Below are 13536 nucleotides of genomic sequence, written 5' to 3'. Positions count from 1 at the left end.
GGGGAGTTATGGAGTTAGATAGAGCGTCGTTTAAATCACCAGTCCCCAGCCAGCATACTTTTTCTGTGGACAATAGTCATAGCCTGGTTAAAAACACTAAATCTTGGCAAAAAGCGGTAGTTATTATTGCTCTGTCGCTTTTGATTACAGGGATCGTTTGTTTGATATTATCGAGTACATTAACGATAGCTCCTGCTGGGCTTGCTGCTTTAGCAATTATAGGGCAGAGGTGTTTTGAGTTAGGAGCTTATGGGTTGCTTGTTACGGGAGTTTCGTTGGCTATATACAAAGTTTTTTCGCGCCAAGCAAAGCAGAGGAAAGAGTTGGAGCAGCAACCTGTTTTGAAGCGTAGAGTTACTTTGGTTCCTGATGGCCAGGAAACTGTTAATAAAGAGGATGTGTCCCCGGAAGTTGCTAAACAAGTTAAAAAGATGTTGGGAGAAGATTAAATTATTTAATTTAAAATTAATTTGCTTATAAAATTTTTTTTATAAAAATTAGTTTTGTTTTTAAAAAGTTTTTGTAGGTGGAATATGACTAGCGGAGTATCAGGTAGTGGAGGAACTGGTGGCATCCCCCCTTTTCAATCTCCTGGATCTAAAAAAGGCGAAAGAAAAGGTGGCTTTGGGGAGCATGAGATTTCTGATACCGAAAGTACCACCTCCTCATCGAGTTCTGGATCCAGCCGCATCAAAGAAGCGGTAGGCGGTGCTGCTCGTAAAGCTATCGGCGCAGCAAAAAGAGCAGGCGGTAATTTAGCTAAGGGTGTTAAAGGCTTAGGAAGCCGTATAAGATCAGGATTAGGTAGATCCTATTCTGAAGGCGATATTCCTAGCTCTTCAGAAGCTTCAAAAGGAGCTGGAGTTTCAAGATCTTTTTCCGAAGGGGATGTTTCCTCTGAAAACAAAAGTCATAGGGCTCGGGTAGCAGAAAAACTGAAAAGATTAAAAGAAAAAGTCAGTGCTACAGGGAAAACTATTTATCTGGGATTCTCTGGAAAAAAAGAAAAAGCTGCAAGTCCACAAACAACGTGGTACGTAGATCTAGGTGCGGGATCAGCAGCTCCTAAAGGGGCTTCCAGGGGATATGATCCTGTCAAATTGCCGGAAAAAGTTGTAGAGGATTTAAGAGCCTTTTTCCAGTCCGGAGGGCTTAGTAGGTCTTCATCCTCTTCCAGTTCCTCTTCAGCGTCATCTAGGTCTTCATCCACAGAAGATATGAGCAGCAGATTGATGGAGCAGGCCGAAGCGTTAATGGAGCTTGGAGGCGGAAGAGGGCTAGAGGTTTCTGAAGGCGCCAGAGGAGAGAAAGTTGTATATGCTCAACTCGCCATTGATGCTAGCAAGAAAGCTTCCAAAACATCTGCAAAGACGGAAAAAGAGTGGAAGGGTAGTAAAGAAAAGTTAGAAAAAGCTGCCAAGGATGCTAGAAAGGCTCTCGATAAATTTGAAAAGAAAATGGCAAAAGTAACTAAAGCTTTAGCGAAAATCTTGGTGAAAGGCAAGGAAGGAAAGGCTTCTGAGCCTAAAGATGATTATGTCGTCCGTTATGACGCTAAGTCGGACAAAGTTACTATAGAGAAAATTAATTCCCAAGAAGAAGTACAGTATGCTGAAATTATCTTTGGGGATAAGGATGCTGCTTCCAAATTGACAGGATCACCAATAGCTGCTCGAGTAGCCACTTCTTTGTATGCTCGTAGGGCCGTTGAGGAAAGCACTCCAGAAGCTAGGGGCGTTGTTAGGAGCTTTGCTTCTACAGTCTCTCTACAAACAGTTGTTGCTACTCAAAAAAGAGTCTTAGAAGCAACAGAAAACACTCTTGAGGCTATAGATCACAGAGGGGCTCCTCGGACCGATCGTCAAGCAAAAAAAGAAGTACGAGCTCAAGAAAAAGCCACGAGTGAGCTTGAAAAGCAAATGCAAGAAATGCGAAACCGAGTCCAAGGAAGAAACTGGAGAGAGTTTGATAGGGATGTGAAAAAATCTTAGTTAAAAAATTCTCCAATCAATATTGCAAGAAAGCACCAGTAGGATAGATCCTTCTGGTGCTTTTTCTTTTAGAAAATTTTACCTAGCGTTACAGATGCCCGGTGCATGAAAACTGACGAGCGGCCTTCGAAGCTGTATCCTGCAGTAAATTCGTAATGATTACTGAGTTTTGTTGCTCCCTGGGCATCCAGACGGAAAGCATTGCGAGCAAGCTGAGCGCCATCCACTCTGTATTCCCTAGAGTTTTCTATCAGCACCAAACGAATGTGCGGGTTATCTCGATAAATATCCGGTTTGTACATGCAGGATGTGCGAATGTGAGTAGCGTTGTTCCCTACATGGAAGTGTGCTTGATAGGCAAAGCCTACAGGTAGGGAGATGATGAATCCTTTACCTCTTTCAAAAGCTCTAGCAGGAGCTCCTCGCTCCGTAAAGGAGGATTGACGAACGCCTGAAAGCTCTGGTCCAAAGAAGAATGCCAGTTGTCTCAAACCAGAAAAAGGAGTAATGGAATTAAAATGTTTTTCAGGTAGACGGTTGGTGAATCGGATACGCAAGATGGCGCCTCGGTTATCCCACTTTCCCGTGGAAGTTTTCATTGCAGTGAAAACGGAATTCTCTGGGTACTCAGTTTTTAATGTGTTCTCAACAAACCCATAACCCAAAACGAAAGAAGCAATAGTTTCAAGTTCTCTAAACAAGAAGCGTATAGGAGCGGCAGCGTAAAAAGAACCCAGGAAAGCATTTTCTGTACTCTTAGCATGATACAGCTTACTTCTTGTTTTCCCAAAAATTTGTCCTAAAGCAATTCCTGAAGAGAATCCATTGCGACTGGAGCCAAAGCATACTCCGTATCCACCTCCTTCAAAACGGAATCCATCACGTTCACTATCCTTCTCAGTTTTACCTACAAGGAAGGATCCTATTCCTTCGGCAACAAGCCTTTTTCCTTCGTAAGCTTCGAAGGGGCTTTCGTAGGCTGTGGTAGCAAACGCATCTACTGTGGATAATGTGCTCCATAAAGTATTAGCAACAATCTCTCCTCTTCGGTTGTAGGGGAGGAAGAAGGTGCCGCTAGGGGCCCATTTGGCTGATATGGTTTTTTCATTTCCATTTCTTTGTAAAGCTGTTTCAGAGCCGTCAGAAAAGGTCCAGGTTCCATGGTAGCCGTAATCAGATCCTGATCGAGTCTGTGCCTCGCCGAACTCTCCATTTATTTCTGGAGTAGTTGTGCCGGATACTTTCAATACTTCTACGGTGTGAGGAGTTTCCCAAGCTTTGTCGTAATAATTAGATCCTTCTGTATCGACAACGCTGACTCCACTGACAGAGAATGTCCTTGGTGTTGGTTGTGTTAGGACAGCACTTTCGTGAGTAGAATCTGTTGCTTCTAGAGTTGCTATACCTCCTTCGGGATGTTCAGGATGCATAGATTCTAGAGTGGAAGGTCTATCGCCTTCTAAGGGCATATCTAGGGTCGCTGCTGAACCCGAAGGGTGTTCCGTAGATTCCAATGTTGATGGTAGGGAGGGAGCGATCTCTTGTGTTGAGATTGGATTTTTTTCAGAAAAAAGCAATTTTGCATCGGTTTCTAAGGTTGTTATTGCATTTTGGGGAGTTGAGAAATCTATGTGTGCTGGAGACGAATCTGTTTTAGGGAAAGAGGATAAATCTATAAATACTTTAGTTAAAGTGGATGGCGAAGAAGCTTTGAGTGTAGATCCAGAGCCCAAAACTAAATGTCCGCCAGATTGAGTAAAGGAGGAGACTTCTAGGGAGGCTCCGTCTGTAATTTCCAAAATTCCTCCAGCTAGCGTCACTGCTGCATTGATTTTGGATTGAACATCTTTCTCATTTGCTAAAGAGAGTTCTCTTGTTAAAGATTCCGTTGGAGGAGTTCTGGGAGCAAATTTCCCTGAGAATAAGATTTTTCCAGAAGTTCCTTCATTAAATGTTAAAGTTGGAGTAGTTCCTGTATTAGTAGTGACTGGTGCTGGAGGCTCTTGTATAGCCTCAGTAATAGGATCATAGAAAGCAATGGTATAGCCAGCATTGGCAGAAAGTTTTTTAAGGGAGGCGGAGTTTCCTAGAGCAATGGCATTTCTGGTTCCACTTTTCCCTGTATTTCCTATAAAGACAATATTTCCAGATTTGGCAAATAGAGAAAGAGAAGGATCAGGAAGCGTTATTCCGTTAGTTGTTGTAGTTGCAGGAGCAGCTGCTTCACTAGAAGGAATAGAGTCAACGAAGATAGCCCCACCATCTTCTGTAGCCTTATTATTGGAAAATATTACGTTACTATCAGCGTCTATAGAAACTATTTTTGCTCGTATAGCGCCGCCTTTTTTTGATGCAGAGTTGTCTGCAAACAACATGGTTCCAGTGTTTCCTGATGCTTGGAATGTCTCCGCATAGATAGCTCCGCCATCTCCCGTTGCTGTATTTTTATTAAAGACTATAGCTCCACTATTACCTTGAAAAGCAGCTAGCCCCTTGGGTAGAGAAACAGCTCCTCCTGATCCTAAAAGAGCTTCTGTATTTGGAGATCCAATGCAAGAATTTTTAAGAAATTGTATGGATCCCTTGTTGGATGTGAAGAAAAGAGATCCTCCAAAGATAGCTCCTCCTGAAGAGGATGCCTTATTTCCGTCAAAAGTAACTGATCCAGGATTGTTACTAATTAGAGTTACGCCATTAGTAGAGAGGTTTTCTTCTGTTTGTTCTGAGGATTTTTCTTCCATACGGATAGCTCCTCCGTAATTTGAGGAGTTTTCGCTGAAATATACCGTATCCGAAGTATTAGTGATTACAATGCTTTCCTTAGCTTTGACTGTTCCTTCAGAAGGAGAGGTGCTAGAGGTTTCCGCAGTTGCTGCTGCTGCTCCTCCTCCTGGAGATTGAGTTGCTATAGAGGTATTTTTGGATATGATGATGTTCTTATTATTATTCCAAAGAATTCTTCCTGCGCTGATAGTCCCTTCGGACGAAAATGAGGAGTTATTTAAAAAGGAGAAGGTATGGAAGTTTGTTAGAGAAATTAAGAGGGATGTAGAAGCTGGTTGTTGTTGTTGTTGTCGTTGTTGTGCTGCGGAGGGGGGATTTCCCGCTAGAATTAAAGGTACACCACTTTGAGCTCCCTGACATCCATTTATGAACAGGGAGCGATCGCGTCCGTCAATGGAAAGGTTCCCTGAGGCTCCTAAAAGAGCCGTCGAGCTTAGGGATGCATCAACATTTAAAATAGTAGTATTCTCGGATAAAAAGAAATTTCCATCTCCCGTTACATAAAGAGGGAATTTTTGCTCAGAGAGAGGTAAAGGATCTCCAAAGGCTTGGAAACTACAAAACATTCCCAAAGCATATACGGAAGAGAATCTTTTTATGGAGAAGGGCATAACTTAATACCAGTCCTTAGTTAAAAGCTAATTTTACTGCCTGCATACACATTATGTGATCGAGAAGAACTTCGGAGTTCAAAGGCGTAGTTGGCCATAACCCACCATCTAGGGGAAAGGCGTGTTTTTGAATCAGCTTGGACGAGGAAAGCATGTTTCGATAGATTAGAAACATCTACTGTCCATGTCTCTTTGTTAATCAATAAAGTTGTCATACAGGAGGGATTTTCTCTATATATGTCAGCAACATAAGCTAGAGATACGTCTAACTCAGAAACCTCCTCGTCCTCTTCCATGTATTTGGTTCTTCTTAAAGCTGTAATTCCAGGAATGACAGAAACATTGTATAGAGGATCAAGGACATATTTTCTTCCTTCTGTCCCGCTTTCCGTTGTAGATCCTCCTCTCACATAGGTTGCATCTGTCTTCAAAAATGGAGAGAACATTAGGTATTTTGATGAGAGGACAGCAAAGTCTTTAATCTCTGCAGAAGCTCCCAAAGACATATTTCTCCAGCTTCCTCTAAGCTCTCCTAGGTTTGGAAGCTGAGTTAAAAGACGGTTGTCTGTTCTTCCATAACTTCCTGTGATGGATAATACAGGCTGTGAGCGGTTGGATAGGTATATGCGATTTTGAATGTTCATCGCAGCCACGGAAGCCAGTTCCTTATTGTCAGAAACTAAGTAATCTTTAGATTTTCCCGAAAGTTGCCCCCACCCCAAGGTTACTATAGATCCGTTCATCGCTTTTACGCTTAATCCTGCAGCATAACCACCAGCTAAATGACGGAAATTTCTTTGATCTCCTCTTGAATCTTGGTGGAAGAAGACTCCTAGTCCTGATGCCCACGTGCGATGACCGAAGCTATCGTCTACTACGTCAAAGCGTCCAGCGCTGGAGCTTGCCGTTATAGCTCTTCGAACAGCCCTGGAATCTAGGTGAGCATCCCATAAGCTGGATGCGGCTAGGTAAGGACTCCTTTCTGGACTTGGTTTGTATCCTGTGTATGTCCATTTGGCTTTAATAGCTCCTGTTTGAGATTCATCTAGAAGAAGAGCTTGATTGTTTGAATTAGAGAAGGACCAAGTCCCCTGGTATCCGTAGGGGGAGGAGGTGGCTCCTTCAAACCCTTCAGGATTAGAGGGTTGAGGGGTTACGCCTTCTCCTAAGTTCAAGATAGTGAAGTCTTTATTTTGACTTAGGGCATGATTTTCGTAGAGGATTCCCTTGGGGTCTAGGATGGTGATCTTTTCTGGGAGAGTTATGGAAGAACTGCCACCGCCACCATTTTTTGTTCTTTGAGTGTCTGCTTCTATTTTTATTGTTGCTCCTGAACTAGTCTCTGTTAGTCCATCAAGATTTATGGAAAGTTGTTGTATATTTATTGAGGAAGCTTCTCCTGAAGCAATTAATTTGCTGGTCAAATCCATAACAAGACTGCTGCCATTCTCTTGAGTAAATTTGTTTACTTTAAGAATAGCTCCTGATTCCAGAACTAGCGTTCCCTTTTTTAAGATTACGTTTTGTTCGATAGTAGAGGTTAGGTTATGTTCGTTTTTTTTCTCTTCTTCAGATAGCCCTCTACCAGAAAATATGATAGTTCCAGAGTAATCTGGTGCTAGAGGAGCTTGTTCAGAGAGATTCGCTATTTCTGGGGAAGCAGATAGAGCAGCAGGCTCTTCCGATCCTTTTTCTTGAGAGTTTGCCTGGTAGTAGAGAGTGGTTTTTTTAAGAGAACTTTTTGGGGTAAATGCTTGTATGTCAGGAGAGGCTTTTGTTTCTAAAGAGAATGTTTGAGAGGAAAAATCGTCCCCGTTAATGACTAAAGTCGTCATTGAGCTGCCGGTTGATTCCATGAGGGGTTCGGTCGCTACCGTAGATTTGACAATCACAGGATCGTAAAAATAAACAGCATTTCCGGCTAAAGCTCTTAGGTTAAAGGTAGAGCCATTTCCAAGGTGTAGAGCATTTCTGCAATATTTTGGAGATGGATTCTGCTCCGCTTGTAGATTTTGCTGTGCAGCAGGAGAGCTTTCAGTAGAGTTTTTTGCCGTGTTTCCGTAAAAGATAATATTTCCGTTATCTGCTGAAAGAGTCAGAGTTCCTTGATCAATGGAGATAGCGCCACCTTGGCTGGCAGTATTGTTAAGGAAGAAGATAGGGCCGTTCTCGGTAAAGAATAGATTTTTCGCAGAGATAGCACCACCCTTTCCAGATGCTATATTCCTTTGGAAAACAATAGATCCATTTTTCGTGAAGGAAACGGATTTAGCAGCAGCAATTCCTGTTTCGCTAAATTGTTGAGCAGCGGCAGAGGCTTCATCAGCCTCCTTAAAACAAATAGCTCCTCCGTTTCCTTCTGTTGACTCTGAGGAGGAAGCGATATTTCCAGAAAAGACAACATCCTTATTTCCAGAAAATGTTAGAGAGTCTTGAGTATAAATAGCCCCGCCACTAGATGCTCTATTTCCAATGAATGTAATGGGCCCTAAGTTGTTTTCAAAAGAAAGAGCTCCAGCTCCTACGTAGATGGCCCCACCTTTGCCATGAGCTGTGTTCTGAGAAAAGTTTATAGTAGAGAGATTGGAACTAAACACTGCTGAAGAACTATTCTTTGCTTCAGCTAGACTTTGTTGTTCCTCAGTCGACGGAGTAGTAATTCCGAAAGCCAAAGCTCCTCCATTCCCTTCTTGCATGGAATTAGGAGATGAACCAGCCTCTAGGACTGCGGGTTCCGATGCCGATGCCGATGCAGGCGCAGATGCCGATGCCGGTGCTGGTGCAGGCGCAGATGTAGGCGCAGGCGCAGGTGTTGGAGTTATTCCCGTAGAAACATTGCCTTCAAAGGAAACTGTTCCAGTATTTGCTGAAACGTTAAGCTTGGTTTTAACGGAGACTGCTCCGCCGCTTCCTGGAGAAATATTTTCTTTAAAGAGAATGTTTCCATTTCCTTGGAGGGAAAGATCATCAACGTAAATGATGGAGGCTGGCTCTTCTTTTTTCGTGGAGTCTGCTGCCGCCGCTGCTGCCCCTTCTTCTTCTTCTTCTCCTCCTCCTGCAGGCAGTTCACTTGTTAGATTGATTTGGTTGTTGGTAAATCCTAAGGAAGAGAAACCAGAAAAAATAGTTTTTGGAGAAGAGGGAGATGCAGCGTCTTCAACCGCTGGCACTGCAGCAACAGCTTCGTTTTCACTGGCTGGTTTTGTATAAGGGTTTTTAACCGCTAACCCTGGTGTAGGGCCCATATTATTAGAGAACAGGAAGGAAAAACCGTTTCCTTCAAAGGTTAAATCTCCTTGCTCATTCGTGAATACGGGGACAGGTGTTGCTAGAAGGTTCCCGTTGAAGTCGGATAAACGTATGCCTTGTGTTAGGGAGTAAATGGTTCCTGCAGAATTTTTGGTTGTCTCGAAAGGGAATTTTTCGGGGTTCTCTCCTCCAAATTTGCTTTGAGAAAGAGGAATAGTGGTTGGAGAAGTTGCTTCTTGAGAAGCCTCTAAAACTTCGGCTTGCATAGAAGTTTTTTCTGCGGGAGATATTGTTTTTAATGATGGATCTTCGGTCGATTCATCAGTGCTTGTAACAGAGTCGCTAGCGAAAGCACTTAAGTATGCGGCTAGGGTAGCCGAAAACAACATCCTACTGAAAGGCAGTCTCATGTTCTTGATCGAAAGGTTAAGTGTCTGATTAAGGGTATAAATAGAGGAAGTTCAAAAATAAAGCAATCGTATCAAGAATTTTTTTGATTTAGAGGGAAGTCGATCTTTACTTAAAAAGAAAAAAAAAGGGAAAGCCTGCGGAACTTTCCCCAAAAAGGCGAAAAAAAGGAATTAGTCTTTTTTATCATGATGAGCACTGCAAGAGCCTTTGTGATGGGATTTGCAGCATGAACGACCCATGTAGAACAAAGAGATAGCTCCAGCAACTCCGACGATGGTGTAAGCGAGGCGCAAAGATCCTGAGGCTCCGAACAATGTTGTCATAAGGTCATATTTGTTATTGGTAATTCCGATCAAACCCATATTTAAGGCCGAAAGGATCACAATGAGAGACGATAGCCCTCGGAATAGCTTGCCTAACATTGGCGTATCTCCTTAATTTTATGCAAAAGCATTTGTCTTTTACTTTTTATGTATTTTATTGGAGAATTTTTTTCAAAAAACTTCTAGCTTTTTTTGTTTGTTGTCACATTGACTTTTTGTTTGTGATGAATTAACCTCGGTCTTTAATTCTTTGGTTTTCCGTTCTCTAGGGTTAGAGTCTTTAAGGTAGTTGTTTTTTTATTTTTTTTGACCTTTCGTTCTTTTCTTTGAATTTTTTTGCCGGAAAGGAAGAATTTTTGAACTCTCTGAAGTTAGGGGATCTTGGTATGAGCAATAAGACTTTAAGCGAGCAAGATATTCGAGATATAGCAAAAGGCGCGTCTTTACATCTGAAAGATGAGGATATAGGTAATTTTGTAGAATCTCTTAATAAAGTGGTGGCTCTTATGGAGGACGCTCTACAAGTGGACACTAGTGATATAGCGGGTTTTATTGGAGGCGTTTCTGTAGGTCCCGAAGATTTGAGAGAAGACATTGTTAAAGACGAGAACTTTGGTGAAGGGTTTTTCGAAAATGTTCCAGAAAATGTGGGCAGTTTAGTGAAGGTGCCTTCAATACTCAAATAGCTAGTCCATGGATAAGTAGGTAACAAGGAAGTAGAGCATGTACAAAAAGACTGCTATCGAATTGAAAGAAAGTTTTTTGCAAAAAGAAGTTTCTGCTGTTGAAATTGTGGAATACTTTTTTGATAGGGTCTATCGATTTGATGATCAGGTACAGGCTTTTTTACATTTGTGCAAAGATAGGGCTTTGAAAAAAGCCGCAGAGCTTGATGAAAAGAGAGCTCAAGGAGCGCTTTTGGGGAAGATGGCGGGGATTCCGGTAGGAGTTAAGGATAATATTCATATCAAAGGACTTCCTACGACTTGTGCCTCAAAAATGTTGGAAGGATACCAAGCTCCATTCTCTGCTACAGTTATCGGGGCTTTGGAAAAAGAAGATGCTATCATTCTGGGTAAATTGAATATGGATGAGTTTGCTATGGGGTCTTCCACGGCTTATTCAGCGTTTCATCCAACTAAAAATCCTTGGGACTTAGATCGAGTTCCTGGAGGATCTTCTGGAGGATCCGCAGCTGCTGTTTCTGCAAGGCTTTGCCCTATAGCTTTGGGATCAGATACTGGAGGGTCTATCCGACAGCCGGCCTCTTTTTGTGGTGTCGTGGGTTTTAATCCTTCTTACGGAACGGTATCTCGGTATGGACTAGTAGCTTTTGCCTCCTCTTTAGACAGAATAGGGCCTTTGGGGAACACTGTTGAAGATGTTGCTTTGGCTATGGATGTTATTGCGGGAAGGGACGAAAAAGACGCCACTTCCAGGGATGTTTTTGCTGATGGCAAGTCTTTCTCAGAATCGATTAAGCGGATAGAAGTTCCTAATTTGATAGGAGTGCCAACATCCTTCCTTAAGGATTTGTCTGAAGATTCTAAAGAAAACTTTTATGCAGCTCTAGAGGTCTTTACTAAAGAAGGCGCTCGTGTTGTAGAAGTGGATTTGGATATGTTGCGGCATGCTGTTTCTGTCTATTACGTAGTAGCTTCTGCCGAAGCTGCTACTAACCTAGCTCGTTTTGACGGTGTGCGTTATGGCCATCGTTGTAAGGAAGCAAAGACATTGAAAGATATGCTGGAACGCTCTAGAGAAGAAGGTTTTGGTCAAGAAGTTACTCGGAGAATTCTTCTAGGGAATTATGTTTTATCTTCCTCTAAGAGAAAAGAGTACTACGGTAAAGCAGAGGCCCTGAGGGAAGGGATTTGCAGAGCTTTTCGTAAGGCTTTTGAAGTCTGTGATTTTATTGCTACTCCTGTATGTACGGGGCCAGCCTTCAAGAGTGGAGCAGTTTTAGATCCTGTATCTTTATACTTACAAGATATCTATACTGTGGCCGTCAATCTGGCCTATTTACCAGCAATATCGGTTCCTTCTGGTTTTTCTTCTCAGGAAAAGTTGCCACTGGGGCTACAGTTAATAGGAGCTGTGGGGTCGGATAAAGAGTTATGCCAGGCTGCTTATACTTTTCAAGAGCTATCAAAATTAAAAAACTGTTGCCCTGAGCCTTTTGCTGTCGCTTAGGAGAGGTATATTGATGGACAAAGAGTACGATAATTGGGAATCTGTAATTGGATTGGAAGTGCATGTAGAGTTGAACACGGCGTCAAAGCTTTTTAGTTCAGCAAGAAACCGTTTCGGAGATGAGCCGAACACAAATATTTCTCCTGTGTGTACAGGCCTTCCAGGCACCCTACCTGTATTAAATAAAGCTGCTGTAGAGAAAGCTGTACTTTTTGGTTGCGCTGTCCAAGGACAGATATCGATGGAAAGTCGGTTTGATCGGAAATCCTATTTCTATCCAGACTCTCCTAGAAATTTTCAAATCACTCAGTTTGACTACCCTATCGTTAGAGGTGGTGTTGTTCGTGCTTTAGTGGGTGGAGAAGAAAAGGTTTTTGAGTTGGCAGAAACTCATTTGGAGGACGATGCTGGGACTCTCAAACATTTTGGGAACTTTGCTGGAGTAGACTATAACCGGGCAGGAGTGCCTCTTATAGAAATAGTCTCTAAACCCTGTATTTTCTCAGGAGAGGAGGCTGTTGCTTATGCAACAGCCCTAGTATCTCTGATAGATTACTTGGGAGTTTCTGATTGTAACATGGAAGAAGGTTCCGTACGTTTTGATGTGAATATCTCCGTTAGGCCGAGGGGAAGTAGCGAGCTACGAAACAAAGTAGAAATTAAAAACATGAACTCTTTTGCTTTTATGGCTCAGGCTTTAGAAGCTGAGAAGCGTCGGCAAGTTTCAGCCTATCTTTCGCAGCCGGGAGAAGATCCAAAAAAAGTTGTTTTACAGTCAACGTATCGCTGGGATCCGGAAAAAAAAGAGACAGTCTTGATGCGCTCCAAAGAAACAGCTGCGGATTACAAGTATTTCCCAGAGCCAGACTTACCTATTTTAAAGCTAACGGAAGCTTTTGTTGAAAATATTCGTAATACTTTACCAGAGCTGCCCTACGATAAATATCTAAGGTATTTATCTGACTACAGCTTAGCAGAAGAGACTGCAGGAATTATTGTAAATGATAAGAAGGTAGCGGCCTTCTTTGAGCAGGCGGTTTCCGGTTGTAAAAACCCTCGAGCCTTATCCAATTGGATAACGGTAGAATTTGCTGGCAGGTACAAAAATACGAGTAGTTCTCTAGTAGAATCTGGTATAACCCCTCAATCGGTCATGGACCTTGTCAACAAGATAGAGGAAGGTATTCTTACAGGTAAGATTGCCAAAGAAATAGCAGATATGATGGTTGCTTCTCCGGAAAAGAGTCCCGAAGATCTTGTCAAAGAAAATCCTTCTCTTCTCCCTATGACGGATGAATCTGCTATCAAAGAGATAGTAGTTAAGGTGGTTAGAGATAATCCAGAGTCTGTTCAAGATTATAAGAATGGTAAAACCAAAGCCTTAGGATTTCTTGTGGGAAAAATTATGAAGGAAACTCAAGGGAAGGCGCCTCCAGCTAAGGTTAATGAGTTACTTCTAGCCGAGATAGGTCAGTAGGGTTTCCTGGGAATGGTCTGTCTTCCCCGCAGAAAAGAGACATTTGTTTTTCTATGGACCTAGTGATTAATGGGTGAGGCTCTATATAGGGAGACGAGCAACAGAAGATTTTAATCCCGAGCTGTTTGTCGTGTTTAAGAGGTACTGCTACAAAGAACTTCTCCCGCTTTTTCTAACTCAATAAGGGGCCGTGGGTTCTCTAGCAGAGGGCGCTTCAGAAAACATCTACTTCCTTATCAACCATAGAAACAGGGCCAAGGCGGTAGAGTGAATGAAGAACAGCAGCCAGACGAAGCGATCGGTTCTTTTTAGTTTTTTAAGGAAAGGTTTCTTAACTTTTTTCTTTTCTTTGGAATTAGGATTCAACAGTCTGCCTTTGAACAAAATTATTCCTTACGATCTCTAAGATTCATTGTAGACAATTTTGCAGCAGCCTTGTAAGAGAAAAAACTCTTCATAATTCGAAGTCTTTGATTATTAGTGATGGTTCAGTGAAA

8 protein-coding genes are annotated in these 13536 nt (G+C 42.3%); 5 read left to right on the top strand and 3 right to left on the bottom strand.

Going from position 1 to position 13536, the window contains the following annotated elements:
* Window positions 1-8: 8 nt before the first annotated feature.
* The gene (locus KJA58_RS02905; RefSeq protein WP_213357962.1) at window positions 9-449 is read left to right on the top strand and encodes a hypothetical protein; all 441 of its coding nucleotides are present in this window, start codon (window positions 9-11) and stop codon (window positions 447-449) included.
* An 84-nt stretch (window positions 450-533) separates the two neighbouring features.
* The gene (locus tag KJA58_RS02900) at window positions 534-1991 is read left to right on the top strand and encodes a hypothetical protein (RefSeq protein WP_213357961.1); all 1458 of its coding nucleotides are present in this window, start codon (window positions 534-536) and stop codon (window positions 1989-1991) included.
* A gap of 68 nt (window positions 1992-2059) precedes the next feature.
* Here KJA58_RS02900 and KJA58_RS02895 read toward each other — a convergent pair whose 3' ends face one another.
* The 3 genes from KJA58_RS02895 to KJA58_RS02885 all read right to left on the bottom strand — a co-directional run bounded on the left by KJA58_RS02895 (window position 2060) and on the right by KJA58_RS02885 (window position 9468).
* Window positions 2060-5386: an autotransporter outer membrane beta-barrel domain-containing protein gene (locus KJA58_RS02895; RefSeq protein WP_213357960.1), complete on the bottom strand. Its 3327-nt coding sequence runs from the start codon at window positions 5384-5386 to the stop codon at window positions 2060-2062.
* Between the two features lie 20 nt (window positions 5387-5406).
* Complete coding sequence (locus tag KJA58_RS02890; RefSeq protein ID WP_213357959.1) at window positions 5407-9045, bottom strand: polymorphic outer membrane protein middle domain-containing protein; 3639 nt, start codon at window positions 9043-9045, stop codon at window positions 5407-5409.
* Window positions 9046-9216: 171 nt separating this feature from the next.
* Window positions 9217-9468 (bottom strand): DUF378 domain-containing protein, encoded by a 252-nt coding sequence (locus KJA58_RS02885; RefSeq protein ID WP_213357958.1) that lies wholly within the window; start codon window positions 9466-9468, stop codon window positions 9217-9219.
* Between the two features lie 287 nt (window positions 9469-9755).
* Between KJA58_RS02885 and KJA58_RS02880 the strand changes: the two genes are divergently transcribed.
* From KJA58_RS02880 to gatB, 3 genes are read left to right on the top strand one after another with little or no spacing between them, the layout of a single operon-like run.
* On the top strand, window positions 9756-10055 hold the full coding sequence (locus KJA58_RS02880) for an Asp-tRNA(Asn)/Glu-tRNA(Gln) amidotransferase subunit GatC (protein WP_213357957.1): 300 nt from the start codon (window positions 9756-9758) through the stop codon (window positions 10053-10055).
* 37 nt (window positions 10056-10092) lie between these two features.
* A complete protein-coding gene (gene gatA, locus KJA58_RS02875) occupies window positions 10093-11562 on the top strand; it encodes an Asp-tRNA(Asn)/Glu-tRNA(Gln) amidotransferase subunit GatA (RefSeq protein WP_213357956.1) in 1470 nt (489 codons plus the stop codon).
* A gap of 13 nt (window positions 11563-11575) precedes the next feature.
* Window positions 11576-13039, top strand: coding sequence for an Asp-tRNA(Asn)/Glu-tRNA(Gln) amidotransferase subunit GatB (gene gatB / locus KJA58_RS02870; protein ID WP_213357955.1), 1464 nt, complete (start codon window positions 11576-11578; stop codon window positions 13037-13039).
* Window positions 13040-13536 lie beyond the last annotated feature (497 nt).

It is taken from the genome of Chlamydiifrater phoenicopteri (assembly GCF_902807005.1).
Taxonomy (GTDB): domain Bacteria; phylum Chlamydiota; class Chlamydiia; order Chlamydiales; family Chlamydiaceae; genus Chlamydiifrater; species Chlamydiifrater phoenicopteri.
This window is presented reverse-complemented; position numbering and strand designations above follow the sequence as displayed.

What these genes read in the sequence shown, in the direction of transcription:
- KJA58_RS02895 (WP_213357960.1), bottom strand. Translation starts at nt 5,386, where the DNA reads ATGCCCTTCTCCATAAAAAGATTCTCTTCCGTATATGCTTTGGGAATG.
- KJA58_RS02905 (WP_213357962.1), top strand. Translation starts at nt 9, where the DNA reads ATGGAGTTAGATAGAGCGTCGTTTAAATCACCAGTCCCCAGCCAGCAT.
- KJA58_RS02900 (WP_213357961.1), top strand. Translation starts at nt 534, where the DNA reads ATGACTAGCGGAGTATCAGGTAGTGGAGGAACTGGTGGCATCCCCCCT.
- gatB (WP_213357955.1), top strand. Translation starts at nt 11,576, where the DNA reads ATGGACAAAGAGTACGATAATTGGGAATCTGTAATTGGATTGGAAGTG.
- gatA (WP_213357956.1), top strand. Translation starts at nt 10,093, where the DNA reads ATGTACAAAAAGACTGCTATCGAATTGAAAGAAAGTTTTTTGCAAAAA.
- KJA58_RS02880 (WP_213357957.1), top strand. Translation starts at nt 9,756, where the DNA reads ATGAGCAATAAGACTTTAAGCGAGCAAGATATTCGAGATATAGCAAAA.
- KJA58_RS02885 (WP_213357958.1), bottom strand. Translation starts at nt 9,468, where the DNA reads ATGTTAGGCAAGCTATTCCGAGGGCTATCGTCTCTCATTGTGATCCTT.
- KJA58_RS02890 (WP_213357959.1), bottom strand. Translation starts at nt 9,045, where the DNA reads ATGAGACTGCCTTTCAGTAGGATGTTGTTTTCGGCTACCCTAGCCGCA.